Raw genomic sequence first — 24,960 nt, forward strand, 5'->3', positions numbered from 1 at the left:
CGATTCGGGCGAAGGGTCTCGATTCAAGCCAGCGTCTCGACGAACGCGGCGAGCTGGGCGACGTTGCGGCACTCGTGCATGGGGACGACCGAGCCGTACGACGTGGCGAGGGAGTCCCCGGTGTCCCACTGGGCCCGGGGCTCGGGGTTGAGCCAGTAGGCGTGCCTGGCCTGGCCGGCCAACCGCTTCAGCCTGCCCAGCGCCGGGGTCTGGTAGTTGGACCTGGCGTCGCCCAGGATCAGCAGCGACGTCCGGGGACCGACCGCGTCCGGGAAGCGTTCGGCGAAGCGCTCGAAGACGTGGCCGTAGTCGGTGCGGCCGAACCTGACGATGTCGGCCTCCTCCGTCAGGCGTGCGATGGCGTCCAGCACGTCCGCGCCCGGGGCGAACAAACCGGTGATCTCGTCCACCGTGTCCACGAACGCGAACGCCCGCACCTTGGTGAACTGCTCCCGCAGCGCGAACGTCAGCAACAGCGTGAAGTGCGAGAACGTGGAGACCGAGTCGCTGGCGTCGCACAACACGACCAGCTCGGGCCGATGCGGGCGGGGCGGGCGCAGGTGGGTGGTGAGCGGCACTCCGCCCGTGGACAGCGAGGCCCGCACGGTGCGCCGGAAGTCGAGCCGCCCGCGCCGCCCCCGCTTCTGCCGGATCGACAGCCGGGTGGCCAGGCGGCGGGCCAGGGGATAGACCTCCCGGCGCAGCCGGGCCAGCTCCTCTTTGGTCGCGCGCAGGAAGTCGACCTGGTCGATCGGCGGCCGGACCGCCGACCTGGCGATCTTCTCGACGCCCGACTCCTCGGCGATCCTGCGGCGTACGTCGGAGGCGACCGCCTCCGTGAACGCCTCGGTGGTCCGCGCGATGTGCCGCCGGGCGACCTTCTCCGGCAGGCCGCCGCGCTCGTCGAGCATGGCCGTCAGCATCCGGGCCACCAGCGTCTCCGGCGACAGCGCGCGCAGCACCGGGAAGGAGAACCACGACTGCCTGCCGGGGGCCGCCTGGACCTGCCCGAACCGCCCGACCATCGCCCGGGCGAACTCCCGGAACGCGGGATCGGCCGGATCGCCCGTCAGCAGCTCCGCCAGCCGCTCGCGCAACTCGGGCAGCTCGGCGTCCTCGGCGGCGGTGCCGTCGGTGCCGCTGATCACCGGCGGGAACCACAGGTCGAAGAGCAGGTCGAAGCCCGGCCGGTGCGCGCGCCGCTTCACCAGCGTCGCGGCGTACGCCTCACGAAGCGTCTCCCGCTCGGCCAGGTCGATCACCATGAGCGCGTGGGCCGCGTCCAGCCCCTCGGCCGGGGAGACCGGCAGCCCGGCCTCCCGCAGGGCGTGGACGAACCCCACGTGCCGATCCACGAGGGACGCCGGAGTCGTCGTCATCGGGACGGCAGGCCGAGCTCCTTGGCGGCCCGCACCTGGTCGGAGTTGTGCTTGAGCACCACGCCCAGCGTCTCGCCGATCAGCGCCTCGTCCAGCTCCGTACGGCCCAGCGCGAGCAGGGTGTGCGCCCAGTCGACGGTCTCGGCGATCGACGGCGACTTCTTCAGCTCCAGCGCCCGCAGCGTGGCCACCGTACGGGCGAGCTGGTCGGCGATGCCCGCGGGCAGCGTGGGCACCTGCGCGAGCAGGATGTCACGCTCCCGTTCCGGCGTGGGGTAGTCGAGGTGGAGGTAGAGGCAGCGCCGCTTGAGCGCCTCCGACAGCTCCCGGGTCGCGTTCGAGGTCAGCACGACGTATGGCCGGCGCGCGGCGGTGATCGTGCCGAGCTCGGGGATCGTGATCTGGTAGTCGGACAGGATCTCCAGCAGCAGTCCCTCGACCTCGACGTCGGCCTTGTCGGTCTCGTCGATGAGCAGCACGGTGGGCTCCTCGCTCCTGATCGCCTTCAGGAGGGGGCGCTCCAGCAGGAACTCCTCGGAGAAGATGTCGTCCCAGGCGCCGTCGTCGGCCTGGATGCGCAGCAGCTGCTTCTTGTAGTTCCACTCGTACAGCGCCCGCGCCTCGTCCAGGCCCTCGTAGCACTGCAGGCGGATCAGCCGCGCGCCGGTGGCCTCCGCCACGGCCTTGGCGAGCTGGGTCTTGCCCACTCCCGCCGGTCCCTCGGCCAGCAGCGGCTTGCCCAGCGCCCCGGCCAGGAACACCGATGTCGCGATGCCGTCGTCGGCAAGGTAGTCGACGGCCGCCAGCCGCCCCCGGACCTCGTCAGGCGAGGCGAACCACATGTGCGCTCCCAACCGCTGCTACCGAATGTTGTTCTACTCTAGCCCGATCCTTGCCGTTCTGATTTGGACTGTGCTGCTCTGATTTGGACTCGCTGTGAGGGCTGCGATAACCTCTAAGAGCTCTGCGCCGCTAGCTCAGTTGGTTAGAGCAGCTGACTCTTAATCAGCGGGTCCGGGGTTCGAGTCCCTGGCGGCGCACCACATCCGAAAGCCCAGGCCGTTCGGCCTGGGCTTTCCGCGCTACCCGGGTGGCGTGCAGGGACGCGAGCAGCCGGATTCGTTCGTCGTCGGCGGTGCCGGGCTCGGCCGTGTAGACGAGCAGGACCGGTCCGGGATTGCCGGGCAGGGGATAGACGTCCCAGTCGAGGGTGAGCTCCCCGACCTGAGGGTGCCGGAACAGCTTCGTCCCGTGGACCGTCTCACGCACCTCGTGCCGGGCCCAGAGCCGGCGGAAGTCCGCGCTGCGGATGCTCAGCTCGCCGATGATCGTGGTGGCGCGCGGGTGGGTCGGATCGGTCGCGACGGCGGCGCGCAACATGCCGATGTACTGCAAGGCGGTCGTCTCCCAGTCGGGGCAGCGTGCACGGGTCCCGGGATCCTCGAACAGCGCCATGAGCATGTTCCGCCGCCCCGGCGGCAGGGTGTCCGGATCGCCGAGCAGCGCCTCGGCGAGCGTGTTCCACGCGAGCACGTCGAGGTGCCGGCCGAGCACGACCGCGGGAGTATTCATGACGTGCAGCAGGCGCCGGGTGCTGTCCGGCACGCGGTCCGGGGTCCGGCGTGTGCGGACGGCGGCCGGACGGCGTGCCGCCCGCGCGAGGGTGAACAGATGCCGGCGTTCCTCGTCGTCGAGGTCGAGCGCGGAGGCGATGGCGTCGAGCACCTGGTCAGAGGGCCGCACCTCGCGGCCCTGCTCCATGCGCTGGTAGTAATCGGTGCTCAGCCCGGCCAGCAGCGCGACCTCCTCGCGCCGCAGGCCGGCCACCTTGCGCCGGGGCCCCGGCTCCAGCCCGACGTCCTGCGGGCGCAACCGGCCGCGCCGGGCACGCAGGAAGTCACCGAGCTCACGGGCGTACGGGTGGTCGACAGCCATAGCGACAGTCTGCCGGTGCGGTCCGTGCCGAAGGTAGGTCTGGCGTTCCCAGGGAAACGCGTACGACCGAATCCCGGCGGCCCCGTCCTAGCGTCGTCCCCATGACCGAATGGAACGCCAATCACATCCCCGATCAGCACGGCCGGGTCGCCGTCGTCACCGGCGCGAACTCGGGACTCGGCCTGGTCACCGCGACCGAACTCGCCCGGCACGGGGCACACGTCGTGATGGCCGTGCGCAACACCGCCGCCGGCGAGCGGGAGGCCGAGGCGATCCGGCGCTCCGCGCCACGGGCCGAGATCGAGGTGCGGGAGCTCGACCTGGCCTCGCTCGCGTCGGTGCACGCGTTCGCGAAGGACCTGACCGCCGACTTCCCGGCGGTCGATCTGCTGGTCAACAACGCCGGCGTGGTCCTCCTCGGCCCCGCCCGCACGACGGCCGACGGGTTCGAGCTTCAGTTCGGCACCAACATGCTGGGCCACTTCGCCCTCACCGGCCTGCTGCTCGACAACCTCGGCCGGGCGGACGCCGCACGGGTGGTCAGCCTCAGCTCGATCACCCACAAGAACGCCCACCTCGACTTCGACGACCTGATGTCGCGGCGCGACTTCAACGCCAGTCGCGCGTACGGCCGTTCCAAGCTCGCCACCACCGTCTTCGGTCTCGAACTCGACCGCCGCCTGCGCGCCGCGGGCTCACCGGTCGTCAGCGTCGTCGCCCACCCCGGGCTGTCCAGAAGCAACCTCACCCCCCGGGCCTGGGAGCACCGCGGCCGGCTCGGGCGGATCTTCGCCCGAGGCGGGCTGCTGGCGACGCAGCCGGCCGAGCGGGGAGCGCTGCCCCAGCTCTTCGCCGCGACCGCGCCCGGGGTGCGCGGCGGCCAGTTCTTCGGACCGTCCGGCCTCTGGGAGATGCGTGGCCGGGTCGTGGAGGTCCGCCCCAGCACGGAGGCGGCAGACCCGAGTGTCGGGCGGCGCCTGTGGACCGCCGCCGAGGAGCTGACCGGCATCACCTACCTCTGACCCCGCCGCGCGGCGAGTGCGCGGCGATGACCGTCTTCGCGGGCCCTGCCCGTGTGCGTTTGGCGGCCGTATCAGGTGGGGGAGCCGAGGGTGCGGATCTGGCCGAACTCGCCGTCGTAGCCGGGGTCCTTGGTCACTTCGCCGTTCCGCAGGCGGCCGATCGCCTCGGCGAGCCGCGGCGAGCAGGCGGCGATGTCGGCCAGGGGGAGGTCGCCGAGTATCGCGAGTTCGGGTCCGAGCGCGGCCACGAGCCTGTCGGTCTCCACGCCCACCTTCTTGCTCTTCGGGCCCACCCCCAGGGTCTCGGCCACGAGATCCGGGAGCGGGACGAGGTTGCGGAAGCCCGCCGCGCCTCCTGGGCTCCTGCCCGCCGGGCGGTCCGCGAGGTCCTCGACCCTGCTCAGCACGCCGACCGTGAGCTTCCTGCCGCACACCGGGCAGACGCCGCCGAGCTTGCGCGTCTGCTCCGGGTCGAGCCGGACGCCGCACTTGCGGTGGCCGTCGACGTGGTACTTGCCCGCCTCGGGGAAGAACTCGGTCGTGCCGCACAGGCCGGCGCCGGTGCGCAGAGCCCGCTCGATCGCGAAGTAGTCCAGGTCGGTCTCGAAGATCGTGGTCTCCCGGCCGACGATGGGCGGTGAGTGGGCGTCCGAGTAGCTGACCAGCCGATAACCGTCGAGTCCGGAGACCTGCCGCATCATCGCGGGGTCGGCGGACAGGCCGGTCTCCAGCGCGAAGACGTGCTCGGTGAGGTCGCCGAAGCACTCCTCGAGGCTGTCGAACCCCGACTTCGAGCCGAGCACGCCGAACCACGGCGTCCAGACGTGCGCCGGCACCAGGTAGGCGCCCTCGCCGCAGGTCAGGACGGCCTCCAGCAGGTCGCGGGAGCTCATGCGTACGGTGGGCCGGCCGTCCACGCCGAGGTCGGCGACCTTGGCGAGGCCGCGGTCGAACTCCTCGACCTGGTCGAATCCGGGCAGGTAGACGAGGTGGTGGATCTTCCGGGAGCGGCCGCCCTGGGAGTAGACGGTGGAGATCTCGACCGACAGCATGTACCGCACGGGGGCATCGGCCACGCTGCCCGGCAGCGTCGACGCCACTTCGCGGTCGAGGTCGTCGCGCAGCCGGAACAGCCCCGGCTCGGCCGGCACCAGAGCCGTCCGCAGCCGGTCGAGCCAGGCCGGGTGGGTGAAGTCACCCGTGCCCATGAGCGTGACGCCCTTGCGCCGGGCCCACCAGGTCAGCTGCTCCAGGTCGCTGTTCTTGCTGCACGCGTAGGCGTACCTGGAGTGCATGTGCAGGTCGGCGTGGAAACGCACGGTGACCTCTCCCGTCGGCTTGACCCTGGATCTACCAGCTTGCCGATCAGGAGAGGTCGAAACGCCGTTCCGGCGGACCGCGCGGCGACCGGACCCTACAGTTCGGCGATGCGGTCCAGCAGCGCCTTCTTCGCCGTGCTGAACTCCTCGTCGGTCAGCACTCCGCTGCGGTGCAGTTCGCCCAGGTCGGCGAGCCGCCGAATCAACAGGTCACGGCTCGGCAGGTCGCGGCCGTCGGGCTCGGAGGGTGAGAGCGCGGCGGGCGGTTCCGGAGTGTGGCGGGCCAGCCGCGCCAGCACGGCGGCCCCGACGAGCACGCTGGTCCCTCCGAAACGCTGCACCCCCCAGGACAGGCAGCGCGGGTCCTCCTCCGGCCGGCCGGTCGGCCCCTCGCCGCGTACATGGAAACGCAGGCTCCCGTAGGCCAGGCCCGACTGCGGCTTCCACTCGACGCCGGTCAGATCCGACAGCCGGAACTCCTGCGCGCCGGCCGCCTGTTTGATCGACTTGGCGAATCCCGTCCACTCCAGGCGGACCCGTACGCCGTCGAAGCTCACGGTGCCGTCACCGGCCGTGGCGCTGATCGGCACGGCCGGGCCGGGCAACAGGAACTCGGGACAGGGCTGCTCCGGCACCTGGGCCAGCTGCACCAGATCGCGGATCTCGCCGGCCATGTACTCCGCCGCGGCCCTGCGCTCCTTGGGGACCGCCAGCCGGTAGGGGTCGGCGGGAGCGGCCAGCAGCCCGGCGCCCACCTCGGTCAGCGGGTCCGCCCCGGGCCGCAGCCGCAGCCGCAGGTGCCCGCCTTTGCGCGAGGGCTCGAACACGGCTCCCGCCACGGCCTCCAACGGCACCGCCAGGTCCCCGAGGGCCTTGCGCACCTCGTGGACGTCGCGGCCGCTGCCGGGGGTGATCCGCACCGCCTCGACATCGACCGTCCATGAGCCGTCTTCCACGACGATCTCGGTCATGTCATGACACTACGACGTTGGCGGGAACCACTGAACCGCTCGACGCCGGCGCCGGGACGAGGGTCCCGGCGCCGGCGTCAGAGGACGGTCAGGGGAAGGGGATCAGTAGAGCGTGTTGTCCGGCACCGGCAGGTCGATCTGCTGGGGCCCGTGCCAGGTGCCCTTGTCCGTGGGAATGTCGCCGCCGTTCAGCGCGTGGCCGACACCGAGCACGAGCGGAATCTCCACCCGGCTCTTGTGCAGGTCGATGGTGACGGTCGTGCCGGTGGCCCGCTCGCCGCTGTAGTTCGAGTCGGTGCCGGCGATCACCAGCCCGATCCTGTGGCCCTTCTTGAAGACGTACTCCTGCGGCAGCGTCTTCCACTTGACCTGCGCGTACGTGCCGGGGGTCAGCGGCGAGGACTCGGAGAGCGAGTCGCGGTTCTGCGGGTCGATCCAGCCGCGGGCCACGACCTCCAGCGGCCGCGTGGCCAGGTTGGTGACGACCTTCCGGTAGCAGGCGTCGTCGGCGGCGGTGCTGTCGCCGTGGCAGTCCTCCTGGGTGAGGGTGGTGATGCCCTGCCCACGGCGCCAGTCGACCCGGGTGTCCTCGCCGAAGTCGACGAGAAGCGCGGTCAGGTTCGAGGTCGGCTTGTCGAGCGAGACCCGCAGGTCCACCTCGGGCGTGCCCGACATGCGCAGGTCGCGCGGCAGTTCACCGGTGGTGAAGGAGACCCGTCCGGGCTTGGCCGTGCCGACGTCGGCGACCATCGCGTCCTCCGACTGGCGGATGTCGGTGAAGCTCGCGGTCTCGCTGTTCTTGCCGGGGTTGAGGTTCAGCGAACCGTCGGCGGACGGGCGGAAGAAGTGGGTCGAGGCGGCCGGCGTCGGCCAGTCGCGCTGCGTGATCCACTCGGCCGGGCCGACCTGCACGTCCGCGCGCGGCTCCTGCATGATCCCGTTGTCCACGCCGAGCAGCCAGCGGTCGAACCAGCGGTGCAGCGTGTCGACCCACAGGTCGCGGCGCCCCTCGAAGTCGAAGGGGTCCACGTGCTGATACTGGCCGACCCAGATCTTGCGCGGCACGTTCCGGTCGGCGAGCGCCTGCCACCACACCGAGAAGTTGTCGGGCTTGACGTTCAGGTCGTTGACCGTGTGCACGACGAAGACGCTCGCGTGCACTTTCGACGCGTCGCCGAGCGACCCGGCGACGTAGTCGCGCTCGGCCCAGAAGCCGTTGTAGTTCCCCGTGGCGTCGTCGGCGTCGACGTCCAGTCGAGCCCGCTTCGCCGCGCACTTGGCGGCCGGGTCGGTGTCGATCACGCGGGACAGGTACGACATGTAGTTGTAGTTGTAGATCACGCCGTTGGAGCGCTGGTACTTGTACCAGGAGCTGATGGCGGAGATCGGGACGATCGTCTCCAGGCCCTCGACCCCCGTCGCCGCCACCGCGTTGGCCAGCGTGCCGTCGTACGACTTGCCGATCATGCCGGCCTTGCCGGTGCTCCAGTCGGCCGGCGCGGGGGAGCCGTCGTCGTGGTAGGCGGGGGCGCGGCCGTTCAGCCAGTCGACGACCGCCTTGCCGCCCAGCACGTCGGCCTTGCCGCCCACGTCCGGGCAGCCGTCGGACTTCGTGGTGCCGACCATGTCGACGTTGAGGACGGCGTACCCGCGTGGCACGAAGTAGTTGTCGTAGAACAGCGGGAACTTGGCGGGCTCGCCCGCCGCGTCGTACACCTTGCGCTCGGACTCGTTGCCGCGTCCGGAGTTGTCGTAGTAGGGGCTCTCGTCGATGATCGACGGCACCTTGAGCCCGGGCCCCGACTCCCTGGGCCTGATGATGTCGACCCTGACCCGGTCGAGGCGGCCGTCGGAGTCGCTGTCGACGCTCGACTCGACGTAGACGTGCTCGCGGACGGCGTCGGCGTAGGAGAAGACCGGCTGGGTCCGTCCCTGGTCGACGGTGATGGCCGGGCCGGTGGCCGCGCGGGCCGGGACCGCGCCGATCGCGGTCACGGCGACCGCGGCGATGGCTGCTCGTAACAGCACGGAGAGCCTCCAGAGGGGGGTGTGGAAACCCTCCGTAAATCACCATGCATGCCCGTATGCCGACAAGATCCCTTTATGTGATCGACATCACCTTGGTCCTGCTATGTGACACGGCCCGGACGCTCAGCGGGTCGTCGCGATGAGGCGTCGCAGTGCGGCGTGGGCGGGGGAGCCCCAGGTGGGCCGGCCGGCGGGACGGCACGTTCCGCACGCGGCCTCCGTTTCCGGGGTCAAAAAACGCGGTGAACCCTTGACTGCTCCCCGGCGGTGTTGAGAACCTTCTCACCATCCCGGTGAGAACGTTCTACACGTTCGCGTACCGGTCAGTGAGAACGTTCTACTTGCGGAGTGTCCCCATGACTTCCAAACCCGGCCTGCGACCCGTCGACCCCCAGCTCAGGGAGGTCATCGGGGGAGCGGTCGACCAGCGCGGCGTCGCCGCGAAGGTGGCGGCGCAGGCGGCCTCGCGCGGAGTGACGGACGTGTTCTTCCTCGGCTGCGGCGGCTCCTGGGCCTCCTCGGTGCCGGCGCACGCCTCGTTGTCCGCCTCGGCGACCGGGCTGGTCAGCCACAACATCAACGCCGCCGAGTTCCTGGCCTCCCCCTCGCCCCGGCTGTCGGAGCGCTCGCTTGTGGTGGCCTCCTCCCACTCCGGCGCGACCCCCGAGACGGTGGCCGCCGCGCGCCTGGCCAAGGAGGCGGGCGCGTACGTGGTGGCGGTGGCGACCGACGACGACAACCCGCTCGCCGAGCTGGGGGACGCCGCGTTCACCTACCACAGCGAGAAGACGATCACGGCGGCCAAGCACGTCCTGCTGGGGCAGCTCGTGCAGGAACTGCTCCGGATCGAGGGCGCGGACCTCGACTACGAGACCCTCGAACGCGGCTACGCGGCGCTGCCCGACGCGCTCGCCGCCGCCACCGAGGCGCACGAGGAGCTGTCGGCCACGATCGCGCGGGAGACCGCCGACGCCGACCTGACCTTCGTGGTCGGCGGGGGCAACGCGTACGGCGTCGCCTTCCTGCTCTCGGTCTGCTACCTGATGGAGATGCAGTGGAAGAAGTCGGTCTGCGTGGCGTCCGGCGACTTCTTCCACGGGGCGTTCGAGATGGTGGTCGGCGACGCGCCGCTCATCCTCCTGCGCAGCGAGGACCGCACCCAGGCGATGGCCGACCGGGTCGCCGCCTTCGCCCCCACGGTGACCTCCCGGGTCTTCACGCTCGACTCGGCCGCTCTCGAACTGCCCGGCGTGCCCGCGGCGGCCCGGCCGGAGCTGTCGGCCCCGGTCCTGGCCAACGTCGCCACCCGGCTGGCCGACCACTACGAGTCCGTCACCGGTCACTCGCTCGACGAGCGGCGCTACATGCACAAGATGGCGTACTGAGATGCGGCTGTGCGGAGTCGGCGACAACGTCGTCGACAGATATCTCGACCTCGGCCTCGTCTTCCCCGGCGGCAGCGCCTGCAACGTCGCGGTCCACGCCGGGCGCCTCGGCGCGGAGACCGCCTACCTCGGCTCGATCGGGGCCGACCCGGCGGGCGACCTCGTACGGCACAGCCTGGCCGCCGAGGGGGTCGAGGCCAGATGGTCCCGGTACGGCGGTCACCCCACCCCGCGGGCCGACGTCAAGCTCGACGCCGACGGCAACCGGACCTTCGTCGACTACGTCCCGCCGACGGAGGGCCTGCGGCTGAGCTCGGCGGACCTCGACTACCTGTCGTCGTTCGACCTCGTCCACACGGGACACACCAGCCTGGTCGAGGAGCAGCTCCCCGACATCGCCCGTGCCACGAAGGTCTCCTTCGACTTCTCGTACAAGGACATGGAGTACGCGCGGGACCTGCTGCCCTCGGTCGGCATCGCCTTCTTCTCCCGGCCCCGGCTCGACCGGCGTGAGTGCGCGGAGTTCGCCGCGTCGGTCCTCGCGCTCGGACCCCGGTTCGCCGTCGTGACCTGCGGAGATCAGGGCGCGTTGCTGGCCGCGGAGGGACGTACAGTGTGGCAGCCGGCGGTCCCCACCGAGGTGGTGGACACGCTGGGCGCCGGCGACGCCTTCGCGGCGCAGCTGCTGGTCGCGCTGCCCGCGGCCCCGGCCGAGGTCGCCATGGCGCGGGCGGCCGCGTACGCCGCCTCGGTCTGCCGTCACCACGGCGGTTACGGCTACCCCGCCGATCTCGACGCCCTCTATCCACCGGAGGAGACCCCATGAAAGACAGCGCCGACGACAGCGCCGACCTCGCGGTGCGCGTGCGCGGCGTTCGCAAGCGGTACGGCCACGTCGAGGCGCTGCGCGGCGTCGACCTGGACATCGCCCCCGGGGAGATCCACGCCCTGCTCGGCGACAACGGCGCGGGCAAGTCGACGCTGGTCAAGGTGCTCGCGGGAGCGGTGACGCCGGACGAGGGCACCGTCGAGATCAATGGCGTGCCGCACCGGTTCACCGGCCCGAGGGACGCCCAGGCGGCCGGCATCGAGACGGTCTACCAGGACCTGGCCCTCGCGCCGACGCTGCCGCCGGACGCCAACCTCTTCCTCGGCCGCGAGCCCTCCCGGCCGGGGCTGCTCGGCCGGCTGGGGTTCGTCGACCGCAAGGCCATGCGGGCCGAGGCCGCCACCCACCTGCGGCAGCTCAACTCCAAGATCCAGGACCTGGGCGCCGAGGTCGGCTCGATGTCGGGCGGGCAGAAGCAGGCCGTCGCGGTGGCCAGGGCGGCGATGTGGGGCTCGGCCCTGATCATGATGGACGAGCCGACCGCGGCGCTCGGCGTGGCGCAGACCGAATCGGTCCTCGAGCTCATCCGGCGGATCCGGGACGAGAAGGGCCTGCCGGTGCTGCTCATCTCCCACAACCTGCCCGACGTCTTCCGCGTCGCGGACCGCTGCACGGTCCTGCGGCTCGGCAGGCGGGTCCTGACCGCGCGCATGTCCGACGTCACCTCGACCGATCTGATCAGGGCGATGACGGGCGCCGACACCCTCAGCCCGACCGAGGAAAGGGCGGCAGAACCGCGATGACCGACCTCGCTTCGCAGACCACACCGCCGGCCACACCGCAGACCACGCCGCCGGGCGCGCCGCGCAGGAGGGCCGTGCCGCGCCCCCAGTGGCTGTCCGACGCGACGATCCTGCTGCTGCTGATCGCCATCGTGGCGGTCTTCTCGATCGTCACTCCGGCGGGCACGTTCCTGTCGCTGAGCAACGCAGAGTCCATCCTGCTCACGGCCTCGCAGTTGCTCATCCTCTCGTGCGGCATCACGTTCCTGCTCATCGCCGGCGGGCTCGACCTGTCCATCGGCTCGATCACGATCTTCTCCGCCGTCGTCGTCGCGAAGGTGATGGGGGCGCTCGCCGGGACGGCGGCGCAGGCGGCGGACTTCCACTATCCGAACCTCGGCGTCGCGATCACCGTGGCGATCGTCTGCGGCCTGCTGGTGGGCGCCGGCTGGGGAGCCGTCAACGGCCTGCTCGCCGTGAAGCTCCGCATCCCCCCGTTCATCGCCACGCTCGCGACCGGCGGCATCGTGCTCGGCCTGGCGAGCGTCTGGACGAACGGCCAGAACGTGCAGAACGTGCCGCTGCCCTTCCAGTCGTCGTTCGGCCTCGGCAAGCTGTTCGGGGTCATCCCGTGGTCCATCGTGATCGCGGCCGTGGTCACCGCGGTCTTCTGGGTCGTGCTGTCCAAGACCCGCTTCGGCCTGCACACCTACGCGATGGGCGCCAACCTGGAGGCGGCCCGCCGCGCCGGCGTCAACGTCAGGCGGCACATGGTCCTGCTCTACGTCGGCACCGGCGCCCTGTGCGGGATCGTGGCCGTCCTCGACGTCGCGCGGTTCAGCACGGCGTCGATCACCAGCCATTCCGGGGACGCGCTGTCGGCCATCGCCGCCGTCGTCATCGGCGGGACGAGCCTGTTCGGGGGACGGGGCCGGATCTCCGGCACCGTGGTGGGCGCGCTCATTCCGGCGGTCCTGCAGAGCGGCTTCGTGATCATGGACGTCCAGCCGTTCTGGCAGAACGTCGCCGTCGGCGTCGTCCTGCTCGTGGCCGTCTACGTGGACCAGGTCAAGATCCGCGCTCAGGAGCGCACATGAGCTTCCTCGCTCGCACCCACCCCTCATCCCGAAGGAACCCGATGAAGCGAACCATCCCCGCCCTGGCCGCGAGCGCGCTGGCGGTCTGCCTGCTGGCCGGCTGCGGCGGAACCTCGTCCGCCGACGGCGCCGGAGGCGGGAGCGCCGCCGGCAAGAAGATCGTCATGCTGCTGAACGACCAGTTCGACCCCTACTACCTCACCCTGGTCGCCGGAGCCGAGGCCGAGGCGAGGAAGCAGGGCTTCGACTTCAGCTGGCAGGCGCCGTCCACGCTCGACGTGGCCTCGCAGACCCAGCTCCTGCAGTCCGTCGCCGCCCGCAAGCCGGACGGGATCATCATGTCCGCCCTGGACGCCAAGGCGATGATCGCGCCGATGAAGCAGGTCATGGCGCAGGGCATCCCGATCATCACGGTGGACGCCGACGTCGCCGACCCGTCGGCCCGCCTCGCCACCGTCACCTCCGACGGCGAGGCCGCCGGCCGCCTGGCCGCCCAGACGATGGACAAGCTGCTGGGCGGCAAGGGCAAGGTGGCCTTCGAGGGCTACACCCCGGGCACCTCCAGCACCGACGCCCGCCTCAAGGGCTGGCAGGAGGGGCTGAAGCAGACCGGACTCGAGTACGTCGCCGAGCGCTACGACGCAACCGACCTCACCACCATCGCCGGAACCGTGAGCGCGGTGCTCAAGCGCTACCCCGACCTCGCCGGCATCTTCACGAACTGGACGAACCCCACCCTCGGCGCCGCCCAGGCCGTACAGGCCGCGGGCAGGAGCGACAAGGTCAAGATCGTCGGATTCGACGCCTCGCCCGACGAGGTGAGCCTGCTCAAGCGCGGCCTGGTCGCGGCGCTGATCATCCAGAAGCCCGGCGACATGGGCAGCAGGGCGGTCTCCGACCTCGCCGCCTACCTCAAGGACGGCACCAAGCCGCAGTCGGTCAGCCTCGACGCGGTCGTGGCCACCCAGGAGAACATGAACGACCCCGCCGTCAGCGCGTACTTCTACAGGGCAGGAAAGAAGTGAGCCAACGCCTCGGAATCGACGTCGGCGGGACCTTCACCGACGTCGTGGTCATCGGGGACGACGGACGCGTCCTCGTCGAGAAGGTCCCCAGCACACCGGAGAACCAGGCGGGCGGCGTGCTCGACGGCGTCCGCGCCGCGCGCGGCACCCGCGGCGTCGACACCGGCGCGCTGCGGATGTTCGCGCACGGGTCCACCGTCGCCACCAACGCCCTCCTGGAGTTCAAGCTCCCGCCCACCGCGCTGATCGTGACCCGCGGCTTCCGGGACGTCCTGGAGATCGGCACGCAGCTTCGGCCCGCGCTGTTCGACCTCGGGGTCGTCAAGCCGGAACCGGTGATCCCGCGCGACATGGTCTTCGAGATCGGCGAGCGGCTCGACCGGCTGGGCGGGGTCGTCACCCCGCTCACCGACGAGGAGATCGACCGCGTCGTGGCCCAGGTCGCGGCGAGCGGCGCCGAGGCGTGCGCGATCACGCTGCTGTTCTCCTTCCGCAACCCCGCCCACGAGCGCCGGGTGGCCGAGCGGCTGGCCGCCGCGCTGCCCGGCCTGCACGTGGCCGTCTCCTCCGAGGTCGCGCCCGAGATCAAGGAGTATCCCCGGGCGTCGACCACCGCGATCAGCGCGGCGCTGCAGCCGCTGGTGGCGCGCTACCTGTCGGCGGTCGAGGCCGGACTGGACAGCGAGAAGGTCACCTGCCCGTTCTTCGTGATGCAGTCCTCGGGCGGCGTGATGTCGGCCGCCGAGGCGTCGGCCGCCGCGCACAAGATGGTGCTGTCCGGCCCCGCGGCGGGGGTGCTCGCCGCCGCCCGGGTGGCGGAGAACCCGGCGTACGCCAACCAGATCACCTTCGACATGGGCGGCACGTCCACCGACATCTGCCTGATCCACGAGGGCCGGCCGCGCCTGGACCGGTCGTCGCAGTTCGAGGGGCGGCCCCTGCAGGTCGCGCAGTTCGACATCCACACCATCGGGTCCGGCGGAGGGTCGCTGGCCCGGGTGGACGCGGCCGGGCTGCTGCGGGTGGGACCGGAGAGCGCGGGCGCCGTCCCCGGGCCCGCCTGCTACGGACGCGGCGGCACCCGGCCCACGACGACCGACGCCCAGGTAGTGCTCGGCCGGGTGGACCCCGCGCGGTTCCTCGGCGGGGAGATGGCCCTCGACGTGGAGGCCGCCAGGCAGGCGGTGCTGACGCACGTCGCGGAGCCGCTCGGGATCGGCCTGGAGGAGGCCGCGCTGGGCATCCTCGACGTCGCCGACGCCATCATGGCCAGGGGCGTGCGGGTGGTCAGCGTCAACCGCGGCTACGACCCGCGCGACTTCGTGCTGCTGCCCTTCGGCGGGGCCGGTCCCATGCACGCGCTGTCGGTCGCCGAGATGGTCGACATCAGGACCGTGCTGGTGCCGCGCCACCCCGGCACGTTCTCGGCGCTGGGCCTGGCCACCAGTGACCTGAAGTACGACTTCTCGCTCACCGTGGACACGCCGGTGGACACGCTGAGCCCGGAGGAGATCGAGGGGCTGTTCACCGGCCTGCTCGACCGGGCCCGCGACCGGCTCTCCCGGGTCGAGTCGCTCACCACGGGACGGACCGAGAACCGGCTGGCCCGCTTCCGCTACGCCTGGCAGGACAACGACGTGGAGGTGCTGCTGCGGCCCGGGGCCGTGGACGCGCAGAGCCTGGCCGAGGCGCTCGACCGCTTCCACGCCCAGCACGAGTTCGAGTTCGGGCACAGCGACAAGGAGGCCCGCGTCGAGCTCGTCGCCGTCGGCGTCGAGGTGTACGGCGTGCTGCCGCGCACGGCCGCCGCTTCTTCGGAGGAGGCGCCCTCCACCCCCGCCCCGGCCTCCGTACGGCGGGTCTGCTTCCGCGGGGCCGGATGGGTCGACACCGACGTGTATGAGCGGGCGGACCTGACGCCGGGGGCGGCGTTCAGCGGCCCGGCGATCATCGAGGAGCGCGAGGCGACCACGGTCGTGCCGCCCGGCGCGCGGGTGCGCGTGGACGGCGACGGCAACCTCGTCCTGACTGTGAAGGGAACCTCCGCATGAGACGAACCGACCCGATCACCACGGAGGTCATCCGGCACGCCCTGGAGACCGTCGCGGAGGAGATGGGCACCGCGCTGCGCCGCACCGCGCTCAGCGTCGTGGTGAAGGACATGCGCGACTACAGTTGCGCGGTGTTCGACCGGTCGGGCCGGCTGCTCGCCGCCGCGCTGGACATCCCGACACTGCTCGCCTCGATGTCCCCCGCGCTGCGGGCCTGCCTCGACAAGTGGGACGACGACATTCACCCCGGCGACGTCTTCCTCAGCAACCATCCCTACCTGGGGGCCTGCCAGACCAACGACCTCAACCTGTTCGTCCCGGTCTTCGACGGCGACGAGCGGCTCATCGGCTTCACCGGCGCCATCGCGCACCACGCCGACTGGGGCGGGGTCGTGCCCGGCACGGCGGCGGCCACCAGCCGCAGCGCGTTCTACGAGGGCGTCATGCTGCCGGCGGTGAAGCTGGAGGTGCGCGGCGTCCCCGAGCCGAACGTCCGCGACATCATCACGGCCAACACCCGCCACCCGAAGCAGAACCACGGCGACCTGCGTGCCCAGGTCGCCGCCGCCCGTTCGGGCGCCCGCCGCTTCGCCCGCCTGGCCGAGCGGTACGGCACCGACACGCTGGTCACGGCGATCGACGACCTGATCGGCTACACGGCCGAGCGCACCCGGGCCGAGCTGGCGGCCCTGCCCGACGGGACGTACCGGGCCGAGGGGTGGCTGGACGACGACGGCATCAACCCCGGGGCGTCCGTCCGCCTCGCCGTCACGGTCACCATCGAGGGCGACGGCGCGCACGTCGACTTCTCCGGCTGCGATCCGCAAATGCCCGGCGGCATGAACATTCCCACGTCCACGACGCGGTCGGTCGTGCACTACGCGATCAAGTGCCTGCTGCCCGACGACGTGCCGTTCAACGAGGGGTCGATGGAGCCGGTGACCATCCACGCCCCGGAGGGCTCGGCGGTCAACCCGATCTTCCCCGCCGCGGTCGGCGACCGGCACCTGGCCTCCCAGCGGCTGGCGTCCGTCATGACCCGGGCGCTGGCCCCGGCGGCCCCGCACCGGGCGTCGGCGGAGTGGTTCGTCGGCTGGCCGGTGCTGATCTGCGAGTCGGCCTCGCCGAAGACCGGGGACGGCGTCGTGCTGCTCGCCAACGTCGCGGGCGGCGCGGGCGCCACCGCCTCGCACGACGGCGCGGACGCGGTCGACGTCCACATGGCCAACTGCGCGATCATCCCGGCGGAGGTGATCGAGTCGAGCTACCTCCTGCGCGTCGAGCGCTACGAGCTGAGGCCCGACAGCGGCGGCGCGGGGCGCACACGGGGCGGCCTGGGCATCCGCGCCGACTACCGGAACATCTCCGACGGGCCCATGCAGTTCCTCTCCGAGGCCGAACAGAGCGACCCCGGTCACGTTCCGCAGGGGCTCGACGGCGGCCTGCCCGGCACCGCCGCCTCGATCGTCCTCATCCGCGAGGACGGCGAGGAGACCCCGCTGCCGGCGAAGGGGCAGCACGTCGCCGCACCGGGCGAGGTGGTGAGCCTGCGGGCCGGCGGGGGGGCCGGGTTCGGCGACCCGGCGCTGCGCCCGAGGGAGGCCGTGGAGGCCGACCTGCGCAGCGGGCGGATCACCGCCCGCGCCGCGCGGGATCACTACAATCTCGCTGCGGCCGATCGCTGATGGGCGAGCCGCCGGCGCTTCCCGGGCGCGCCCGCGAACGCGATGACGGCCGGGATCCCGCCGGCGGCGACCGAGACCGGGAAGAGGAGGATCCGTGACCGCATCCAGCAGGCCGCGGCGGGCGACGCTCCCGGACGTGGCGGCGCTGGCCGGTGTCTCCACGGCCGCCGCGGGGCGCGCGCTGGGAGGTTACGGAAGTGTCAGCGAGGACGTCCGGCGGCGGGTGACGGAGGCGGCGCGGCAGCTCAACTACCGCGCCAACCGCCTCGCCGCCAGCGTCCGCACCGGCAGGACCGACACCATCGGGGTCGTGTGCGCGGACATCGAGAGTCCCTTCTTCGCCCGCGCGCTGCGGGGGATCTCCGACGTCGCGCACGAGAACGGCTTCAGCACCCTCGTCACCAACAGCGACGAGGACCTCGCCAGCGAGCGTGAGGCGGTGCAGTTGCTCCTGCACAAGCAGGTGGACGGCATCATCTGCGCGCCCGCCGACGTCAAGCAGGTTGAGCATCTGGCACAGGCGCAGAGCGGCGGCACGCCCGTCGTCCTGTTCGACCGCGTGAGCGACCGGCTGGAGGCCGACGCCGTCATCGTGGACGGCATGAAGGCCGCCTACCAGGCCGTACGCCGGCTGCTCGACCTCGGCCACCGGCGCGTCGCGATCGTCACGGAGCTGCGCCAGCCCCGGGAGCAGGACTGGGCGAGGTTCCTCACCCCGGAGGCCGAGGTGTCGCTGGGCGAGCTCAGCCCGAGCGAGGCCCGGCTGCTCGGCTACCTGCGGGCCCACTGGGACGCCGGGGTCCCGGTGCGCCGCGAGCTGGTCCGGCGCACCGGCACCTACGCCGCCGAGGCCGCCTACCAGCAGACCAAGCGCGTCCTCGCGCTGAAGAACCCGCCGACGGCGATCTTCACGGTGGACAACCTGATGACGGTCGGCGCCTATCGCGCGATCCGCGACCTCGGCGTCGTGGTGCCCGACCGGCTCTCGGTGGTGGCGTTCGACGACCTGGACTGGACCGTGCTGGTCTCCCCGGCCCTGAGCGTCATCGCCCAGCCGGTCTACGAGATGGGCGCGGAAGCGGCCCGGCGCCTGATCCGGCGGCTGCGGGACCCGGAGCCCGCACCGCCCGCCACCCTGTTCATGGACGTCACGCTGGTCGAACGGGAGTCCGTCGCCCCGATTTCGTCATGATCAGGTTCTGCTGACGAACACCGGCGTGCCGGAGACGGCCACGCGCAGCCGCCGGTCGCGGACCTCGACGGCGTGCGGCTCGCCGAACGCGTCCACGGCGGTCGCGGTGGAGGCGGGCCAGGGCCAGGAGACGGCGACGGGCGGCCGGGCCTCCCCGTCGGCCGTGTCGTCGGCCGTGTCGCGCCGGTCCCAAAGCACCAGGAGCGGCCCCCGTTCGGCACGCTCGACCTCGAACGCGTACAGGCCGGGCGGATCGTCGGGGCGCACCCGGGTCGCCCGGTGGGCCCCCGCGAGCTGCGCGGCGAGAAGGGCGAAGGTGTCCGCCGCCGGATGCCGGACCGCGAGTTCGCCGTCCCGGTAGCCGAGCATGGCGAGCTTGCCGAACATCAGATGCATGATCTGCAGGGGATCGGCCGGTCCGGGGACCTCGGGCGCGAGGTTCCAGTAGAGGGTGCGGCGGACCCCGGCGGCGAGCGCCTGCAGGGTGCACGCGACGAGCTGGCGGCAGTTGATCCGGTGTCGTCTGGCCTCCAGCTCGGGGGAACACCCCTCCATGAACATCCCCAGCCGGGGCGGCAGCTGCGGCATCCGCGCGTACAACGCGGCCATGGCCCGTCGCTCGGGCGTGTCCTGCCGCGCCCTGGCGGCCAGTTCACTCGTGCTCTGCACGGCCGGCTGACCCGCGAAGGCCTCGGCGAACACCTCGTACATGACGGCCTGGGCGTCGGGGAACTCGAACGGCACGGGCGCGCCGTACTCGCCCACCACCACCGGCCTGAGACAGCCGTGCGCGCGCATCAGCTCCCGCACCGCCTCGATGTGGGCGGGGACCGCGGCGGCGTCGCCGTACAGGTGCACGTCGAACAGGTCGAAGGCGTCACGGCCGCCGGACAGCACCTGCTCGAAGAAGCGCCACGGCTCGCTTCCCGCCCCGCCGGAGAGCACGTCGTAGCCGCACCCGCCGAGCACCACGGCGGCCGCGGGGTCGGCCTTCTTGACCGCGGCGTACATGACCCTGAGCTGCGCGACGTACTCGTCGGCGGTCCCGGCCCACAGCAGGTCGGTGTTGCTCGGCTCGTTGTCGCACTGCCAGTAGCGCACCCGGCCGGCGCAGCGGCCCACCACCCGGCGTACGAACTCCGCGTAGGCGTTCAGGTCGTTCGCGGGGGAGGGCGGCAGGAAGTCGGTCGGCGTCCGGGTCGCCCACGGGGAGCTGGAGCACAGGGTGATCCACACCTCCTCGTCGCCGTCGAGCTGGCCGAGCAACGCGTCGACCACCTCCCAGCGGTAGCGGCCCGGCTCGGGCTCGACCTGGCTCCAGTACACGTACGCCCGCACGATGCCGGCAGCCGCCGCCGCGCAGGCGCGGGCTGGACCGGGAGAAGATCACGGCGGCGGCGATCCGTGTCGCCGACGAGGCAGGACTGGACGGCCTGACGATGAAGGCGGTCGCCGCACACCTCGGGCCGTACTCGCCGATGGCTCTCTATCGCCACGTGCACAACAAAGAGGGCCTGTTCGACCTCATGCTCGACGCGGCCACGGCCGAGATCCCGCTGCCCGGTGAGCCCGACGGCGACTGGCGCGGCGACCTGCGCACGCTCGCCCTGGAGACCCGGAGGATGACATCGCGGCACCCATGGTTCTCCGTGCTGGTCCACGCCCGCCCTCCGGCCGGTCCGCACATGATGCGCAGGCTGGAATTCATGCTCACCGTCCTCGTACGGCAGGGGGCGACCGTCGGCGAGGCCATGACCTACGCGGCGCTGATCGACAGGCACGTCTTCGGCAGCGCCCTGCAGGAGAGCGAGGAGGCCCGCCAGGAGCGGCGCCACGGCCTGGACGACGACGCCCGGCTGTACGCCGCCATCGCGGCGCTCCGCGAACTGGCCGCCGCCGACGGCCACCTGCCCCACCTCACGGAATGGCTCACCCATCCGGCCGGTCCCACGCCGGAGGAACGCTTCGCGATCGGGCTCGACTTCGTCCTCGACGGCATCGCGGGCCGGCTGCCCTGACCGCCCTGCGTCCCAACGCTTCGCAAGATCACGAAAACCTTTTCGCAGCCTTCGGTCCACCTCTGAACTGGACTTATGTCATGACCGTTGACAGGGGCTGAGGTTTCTTTTACGTTACCGAAAACCTTTTAGTTCGTTTCGTGCGTCGCGGGGGGATGCCGGAAGGAGAGGTCATGAAGCCACGTTGGCGGACCCCGGCGGCAGCGGGGTTGTTAACGCTGACAATGCTGAGCGGCAGTATGTTAACGCTCACAACTCCGGCGTCCGCCGCGCCGGAGATCCTGCCGGCGCACTCCCAGGACCAGCTCGGCCTGCCGGTCTTCACCGGCGGCGACCCGGTCCCCGACGAGCCGGTGAAATACGACCCGCGGCGCATGATGCGGGCCATCTACGACAAGGAGAAGGGCGGCGACTCCTACTGGATCGACCGCATGCTGGCCCGCAAGGGCGACGACCCGGCCGGCCCGTGGCTGATGAGCCGGGGCAGGGCGGCGTTCATGAAGGAGCACGACCCGTCGGTGATCGGGTTCGGCGGCAGCCTCGCCTACTGGGAGAGCATCGACAACCGCGACGCGTACGCCGTGGATCTGGGCAGCACCCTGCGGGAGAACGTCGCCGAGCGGCTGCAGATGCCCAGCCACTGGGAGGGCGTCTACACCGGCGACGGGCTGTCGGTCGTGGTCAGGAAGTTCATCACGCACGAGAACGTGCTGGTCACCACGCTCGAGATCACCAACACCGGCGCCGCGCAACGCTCGGTGCAGGTGACCGTGACCTCGCCGTACGCGAAGACCGCGGACGGCGACCGCGAGCTGACCGGGGTGGTGACCGCCAAGAACCGGCTCACCACGATCTTCCCCAGGCTCAGCGGCGACGGCCTGAAGGTGGACGGCGCCGCGCTGAAGGGCACGCTGACCATCGCCCCCGGCACGACCGTGCGCACCAAGGTGCAGCTCGGGCTGGTCACCGAGGAGCTGCCGGGCTCCCGCGAGGAGTACGACGGCTACAAGGGACGCTCGCCGGAGAAGGCGCTGACCAGGCAGTTGCAGGACTACAACGCCTGGTGGGCGGACAACGTGCCCTACATGGACGTGCCGGACGAGAACATCAAGAAGTTCGTCTACTACCGCTGGTGGTTGATGCGCTTCAACTTCCTCGACGCGGACATCCCGGGCAACGACTTCCAGTTCCCCACGTCGGTCGAGGGCGCGCTCGGCTACAACAACGCGATCGTGCTGACCGTGCCGATGTTCATCCAGGACCTCAAGTATCTGCGCGACCCCATCTACTCCTATGGGCCGTGGGTGTCGGCGGGCGAGGTCTCCAAGAACTCGAAGTACACCGACAACCCCGGTGACCCCGAGAACTGGAGCAACAGCTACACGCAGTACATCTCGGCCAGCGCGCTGGAGAGCTACCGGCTGCACGGCGGCCAGCCCGGCATCCTGCGCAACCTGGCGCGGTACGCCGAGAAGGACGTCTACGGCCAGCTCAACGCGTACGACTCCAACAAGAACGGCGTCATCGAGTACGACTGGGAGGCGATGACGGGCAACGACGCGGACGCCGTGTCGTTCCACTACTACGGCGGCGCCAACGAGCGGGCCGAGGGCGCCTACGTCTACGCCAACGCCATGGCCGCGGCGAAGGCGTACGAGCTGATCGGCGACAGCGCCAAGGCGGCCGAGATGCGCGGCGTGGCCGACAGGGTCAAGAACGGCATCCTGACGCTGCTCTGGGACGACCAGGACAAGGTCTTCAAGCACCGCGACCTGCGCACGGGCAACCTGATTCCGTGGAAGGAGTCCAACAACTACATCCCGTTCGCCACCGGGCTGGTGCCGGCCGACGAGCCGAAGTACCGCGAGGCGCTGCGGCTGTGGACCGACCCCGCCGAATATCCGATCTTCCCCTTCTACACGGCCAACCAGAAGGACAAGGCCGAGGCGGCCGCCCAGGGCAAGCCGGGGTCGAACAACTTCTCCCAGATCAACTCGACCCGGGACTTCTCGCTGTTCTCCAAGGCGCTGCACGAGTACTCCTCGCCGTACATCACCCCGGAGATGTACAAGCAGTTGCTCTACTGGAACGCATGGGCGCAGTTCGTCGGCGGCGACACCCGCTGGCCGGACGCCAACGAGTTCTGGGCGAACTGGAACCCGCAGACCAAGAGCATCGGCTACCGCTCCTGGATCCACCACACCATCCTCGGCAGCAGCAACTGGACGGTCATCGAGGACGTCATGGGGCTGCGCCCGCGCGACGACGCGAAGGTCGAGCTGTGGCCGGTGGACATCGGCTGGGACCACTTCACGGTCAACGACATCGACTACCGGGGCCACGACCTGACCATCGTCTGGGACAAGCCGGACGGCGACGTGAAGTATCGGGACGTGCCCGAGGGCTACTCGATCTTCATCGACGGCAAGCGCAAGGTCACCCTGGCGGGCCTGGCCCACGCCGTCTGGGATCCCGCGACAGGACGTGTCGAGGGCGGCACAGTGCTGCACAGCGAGGCCGCGCACCAGCTCAAGGCGCCGACCGAGGTGAAGCTCAAGGGCGACAGGATCGAGGACCTCTTCGCCAAGGCCGGGGTGTCGCTCGACGGTGACGCGCCCAACTTGGTCAGGTCCGCCACCGCCTCGTACGGCGACCCGGCGGGCGCGGTGGACGGCTTCACGATCAACGAGCCCTACTGGGGAAGCAAGGGGTCGGGCAAGGCGTCCGACTGGCTGGAGGTGGACCTCGGCTCGGCGCGGCCCGTGGACGACGTGCGGCTGTACTTCCTGAACGACCGCAAGACGGGCGGATACAGCGAGCCCGCGCTCTACACGATCCAGTACCTCGACGGGTCCGACTGGAAGGACGTGCCCGGTCAGGCCAAGTCGCCGGTCTACCCGCGGGCCAACCTCAACGAGGTGCGCTTCCCGTCGATCACCACGGCGAAGCTGCGTGTGGTGGTCACCCACCGGCCGGGGTACGCCACCGGCCTGAAGGAGGTGCAGGCGTTCTCCACCGGTGACAAACCGTCGTCCGCGCAGAACCGAGCGCCGTACGCGCTGGTCGTGCGGGACGAGAGCGTGAATCGGCCGGGCCAGGTGCGCCTGAACGCGGTGGTCAAGGACGACGGCCTGCCGTCCGGGCAGTTGACCGCCGCCTGGGACCTCGTGGACGGGCCCGGTGAGGCGTTCTTCAGCGACCCGTCCGGCGCGACGGGCACGACGGTCTCGTTCACGAAGGCGGGCACCTACCGGGTGCGGCTGACCGTCACGGACGGCGCGCTGACGACCCGGACGACGGTCACCGTCACGGCGACCGAGCAGGCCGAGGAGGTGAACATCGCGGCGAACGCGACGCCCACCGCCTCCTACACCTCGCCGTGGGAGAAGGTGAGCGCGGTCAACGACGGCATCGACCCGCCGCGGTCCAACGACGGCGTGAACCCCCGCTGGGGCACGTGGCCACAGCAGGGCACGCAGTGGGTGCAGCTCGAATGGCCCGCGCCCGTCAAGGTGAACAAGTCGGACATCTACTTCTTCGATGACGGCGGCGGCGTCCGGGTCCCCGCCTCCTGGAAGATCCAGTACTGGGACGGCGCCGCGTTCACGGACATCCAGGCCGATTACCCCGTGGCCGCCGACACGTACAACACCGTGTCGTTCGATCCGGTGACCACGACCCGGCTGCGCGTGGTGCTCGAGTCCGGGCAGGGCTCGGTCGGGCTGCTGGAGTGGAAGACGTACGCGGTGCGGCCCGACGGCGTGCGGCCCGTGCACGTGCCCACGCCGGTGAACACGCTGCCCGAGCTGCCGGCCTCGGTGGAGACCACGTACGCCGACGGCGGGCGGGGTACGGCCAAGGTCACCTGGCAGCCGGTCACGCTGGACCAGGTGAAGACCGGCGGTAGCAGCTTCACGGTCGCGGGCCTGGCCGAGGGCGTGCGCGACGCGGTCCACGCCACGGTCTACGTGCGCACCACCGACGCGGTCACCGTCACCTCGATCGCCGAGGAGAGCGTGACCACGCGGGCCGGAACCGCTCCGTCGCTGCCCGGCACCGTCGTCGCCACCTACAACGACGGCTCGAGGGACAGCCGGGTGAAGGTCACGTGGGACGCGGTCGATCCCGCGAGGTACGCCGCCCCGGGCACCTTCACCGTCACCGGCCACGTGGCGGGCAGTACGGTCGAGGCCAAGGCGGTGGTGACCGTCACCTGATCGGGGCAGCCCCCGGGCCCGCCTG

The 24,960-nt window shown here is 71.2% G+C and carries 18 protein-coding genes and 1 tRNA gene; 12 read left to right on the forward strand and 7 right to left on the reverse strand.

The features are described from left to right. Positions 1-23: 23 nt before the first annotated feature. Together IL992_RS01725 and IL992_RS01730 are read right to left on the reverse strand one after the other, a co-directional pair. Positions 24-1,379 (reverse strand): vWA domain-containing protein, encoded by a 1,356-nt coding sequence (locus IL992_RS01725; RefSeq protein WP_193201514.1) that lies wholly within the window; start codon positions 1,377-1,379, stop codon positions 24-26. Then, on the reverse strand, positions 1,376-2,221 hold the full coding sequence (locus IL992_RS01730) for an AAA family ATPase (protein WP_193201515.1): 846 nt from the start codon (positions 2,219-2,221) through the stop codon (positions 1,376-1,378). Before IL992_RS01730 ends, IL992_RS01725 begins: the two co-directional genes overlap by 4 nt. Positions 2,222-2,345: 124 nt before the next feature. Between IL992_RS01730 and IL992_RS01735 the strand changes: the two genes are divergently transcribed. Continuing rightward, positions 2,346-2,422 (forward strand) — tRNA-Lys (locus IL992_RS01735). Here the strand turns inward: IL992_RS01735 and IL992_RS01740 are convergent. Next, on the reverse strand, positions 2,385-3,314 hold the full coding sequence (locus IL992_RS01740; RefSeq protein WP_193201516.1) for a helix-turn-helix transcriptional regulator: 930 nt from the start codon (positions 3,312-3,314) through the stop codon (positions 2,385-2,387). The genes IL992_RS01735 and IL992_RS01740 overlap by 38 nt on opposite strands. A 101-nt stretch (positions 3,315-3,415) precedes the next feature. On the opposite strand from IL992_RS01740, the gene IL992_RS01745 reads away from it, so the two are divergent. Beyond that, positions 3,416-4,336, forward strand: coding sequence for an oxidoreductase (locus IL992_RS01745; RefSeq protein ID WP_193201517.1), 921 nt, complete (start codon positions 3,416-3,418; stop codon positions 4,334-4,336). Positions 4,337-4,407: 71 nt separating this feature from the next. Here IL992_RS01745 and IL992_RS01750 read toward each other — a convergent pair whose 3' ends face one another. From IL992_RS01750 to IL992_RS01760, 3 genes are all read right to left on the reverse strand, one after another. Then, positions 4,408-5,655 (reverse strand): endonuclease Q family protein, encoded by a 1,248-nt coding sequence (locus IL992_RS01750; protein ID WP_193201518.1) that lies wholly within the window; start codon positions 5,653-5,655, stop codon positions 4,408-4,410. 95 nt (positions 5,656-5,750) lie between these two features. After that, positions 5,751-6,626, reverse strand: a complete 876-nt coding sequence (locus IL992_RS01755; RefSeq protein WP_193201519.1) for a DUF4429 domain-containing protein — start codon at positions 6,624-6,626, stop codon at positions 5,751-5,753. Between the two features lie 102 nt (positions 6,627-6,728). After that, entirely contained in the window at positions 6,729-8,654 is a 1,926-nt protein-coding gene (locus IL992_RS01760; RefSeq protein WP_193201520.1) for a Xaa-Pro dipeptidyl-peptidase, read from the reverse strand. 356 nt (positions 8,655-9,010) lie between these two features. Between IL992_RS01760 and IL992_RS01765 the strand changes: the two genes are divergently transcribed. From IL992_RS01765 to IL992_RS01800, 8 genes are all read left to right on the forward strand, one after another. Next, the gene (locus tag IL992_RS01765; RefSeq protein WP_193201521.1) at positions 9,011-10,039 is read left to right on the forward strand and encodes an SIS domain-containing protein; all 1,029 of its coding nucleotides are present in this window, start codon (positions 9,011-9,013) and stop codon (positions 10,037-10,039) included. A gap of 1 nt (position 10,040) precedes the next feature. Continuing rightward, positions 10,041-10,865 (forward strand): PfkB family carbohydrate kinase, encoded by an 825-nt coding sequence (locus IL992_RS01770; RefSeq protein ID WP_193201522.1) that lies wholly within the window; start codon positions 10,041-10,043, stop codon positions 10,863-10,865. Next, on the forward strand, positions 10,862-11,671 hold the full coding sequence (locus IL992_RS01775; RefSeq protein WP_193201523.1) for an ATP-binding cassette domain-containing protein: 810 nt from the start codon (positions 10,862-10,864) through the stop codon (positions 11,669-11,671). The genes IL992_RS01770 and IL992_RS01775 overlap by 4 nt, the downstream gene beginning before the upstream one ends. After that, the gene (locus tag IL992_RS01780; RefSeq protein WP_193201524.1) at positions 11,668-12,747 is read left to right on the forward strand and encodes an ABC transporter permease; all 1,080 of its coding nucleotides are present in this window, start codon (positions 11,668-11,670) and stop codon (positions 12,745-12,747) included. The genes IL992_RS01775 and IL992_RS01780 overlap by 4 nt, the downstream gene beginning before the upstream one ends. A 41-nt stretch (positions 12,748-12,788) precedes the next feature. Then, the gene (locus tag IL992_RS01785) at positions 12,789-13,772 is read left to right on the forward strand and encodes a substrate-binding domain-containing protein (RefSeq protein ID WP_193201525.1); all 984 of its coding nucleotides are present in this window, start codon (positions 12,789-12,791) and stop codon (positions 13,770-13,772) included. Further along, positions 13,769-15,823: a hydantoinase/oxoprolinase family protein gene (locus tag IL992_RS01790; protein ID WP_193201526.1), complete on the forward strand. Its 2,055-nt coding sequence runs from the start codon at positions 13,769-13,771 to the stop codon at positions 15,821-15,823. The genes IL992_RS01785 and IL992_RS01790 overlap by 4 nt, the downstream gene beginning before the upstream one ends. Further along, positions 15,820-17,508 (forward strand): hydantoinase B/oxoprolinase family protein, encoded by a 1,689-nt coding sequence (locus IL992_RS01795; protein ID WP_193201527.1) that lies wholly within the window; start codon positions 15,820-15,822, stop codon positions 17,506-17,508. Before IL992_RS01790 ends, IL992_RS01795 begins: the two co-directional genes overlap by 4 nt. A gap of 94 nt (positions 17,509-17,602) precedes the next feature. Further along, positions 17,603-18,700: a LacI family DNA-binding transcriptional regulator gene (locus IL992_RS01800; protein WP_193201528.1), complete on the forward strand. Its 1,098-nt coding sequence runs from the start codon at positions 17,603-17,605 to the stop codon at positions 18,698-18,700. On the opposite strand, the gene IL992_RS01805 is transcribed toward IL992_RS01800, so the two are convergent. Further along, positions 18,701-20,038: a glycoside hydrolase 5 family protein gene (locus tag IL992_RS01805; RefSeq protein WP_193201529.1), complete on the reverse strand. Its 1,338-nt coding sequence runs from the start codon at positions 20,036-20,038 to the stop codon at positions 18,701-18,703. Between the two features lie 47 nt (positions 20,039-20,085). Between IL992_RS01805 and IL992_RS01810 the strand changes: the two genes are divergently transcribed. Both IL992_RS01810 and IL992_RS01815 read left to right on the forward strand, forming a co-directional pair. Then, positions 20,086-20,718, forward strand: a complete 633-nt coding sequence (locus tag IL992_RS01810; protein ID WP_319018297.1) for a TetR/AcrR family transcriptional regulator — start codon at positions 20,086-20,088, stop codon at positions 20,716-20,718. Between the two features lie 239 nt (positions 20,719-20,957). Continuing rightward, a complete protein-coding gene (locus tag IL992_RS01815; RefSeq protein ID WP_193201530.1) occupies positions 20,958-24,935 on the forward strand; it encodes a discoidin domain-containing protein in 3,978 nt (1,325 codons plus the stop codon). Positions 24,936-24,960 lie beyond the last annotated feature (25 nt).

This window comes from Microbispora sitophila (genome assembly GCF_014892245.1).
Classification (GTDB): domain Bacteria; phylum Actinomycetota; class Actinomycetes; order Streptosporangiales; family Streptosporangiaceae; genus Microbispora; species Microbispora siamensis.

Excerpts from the sequence above, each read along its gene's own strand:
- IL992_RS01725 (WP_193201514.1), bottom strand. The coding sequence starts at position 1,379 with ATGACGACGACTCCGGCGTCCCTCGTGGATCGGCACGTGGGGTTCGTC.
- IL992_RS01730 (WP_193201515.1), bottom strand. The coding sequence starts at position 2,221 with ATGTGGTTCGCCTCGCCTGACGAGGTCCGGGGGCGGCTGGCGGCCGTC.
- IL992_RS01740 (WP_193201516.1), bottom strand. The coding sequence starts at position 3,314 with ATGGCTGTCGACCACCCGTACGCCCGTGAGCTCGGTGACTTCCTGCGT.
- IL992_RS01745 (WP_193201517.1), top strand. The coding sequence starts at position 3,416 with ATGACCGAATGGAACGCCAATCACATCCCCGATCAGCACGGCCGGGTC.
- IL992_RS01755 (WP_193201519.1), bottom strand. The coding sequence starts at position 6,626 with ATGACCGAGATCGTCGTGGAAGACGGCTCATGGACGGTCGATGTCGAG.
- IL992_RS01765 (WP_193201521.1), top strand. The coding sequence starts at position 9,011 with ATGACTTCCAAACCCGGCCTGCGACCCGTCGACCCCCAGCTCAGGGAG.
- IL992_RS01770 (WP_193201522.1), top strand. The coding sequence starts at position 10,041 with ATGCGGCTGTGCGGAGTCGGCGACAACGTCGTCGACAGATATCTCGAC.
- IL992_RS01775 (WP_193201523.1), top strand. The coding sequence starts at position 10,862 with ATGAAAGACAGCGCCGACGACAGCGCCGACCTCGCGGTGCGCGTGCGC.
- IL992_RS01780 (WP_193201524.1), top strand. The coding sequence starts at position 11,668 with ATGACCGACCTCGCTTCGCAGACCACACCGCCGGCCACACCGCAGACC.
- IL992_RS01785 (WP_193201525.1), top strand. The coding sequence starts at position 12,789 with ATGAAGCGAACCATCCCCGCCCTGGCCGCGAGCGCGCTGGCGGTCTGC.
- IL992_RS01795 (WP_193201527.1), top strand. The coding sequence starts at position 15,820 with ATGAGACGAACCGACCCGATCACCACGGAGGTCATCCGGCACGCCCTG.
- IL992_RS01815 (WP_193201530.1), top strand. The coding sequence starts at position 20,958 with ATGTTAACGCTCACAACTCCGGCGTCCGCCGCGCCGGAGATCCTGCCG.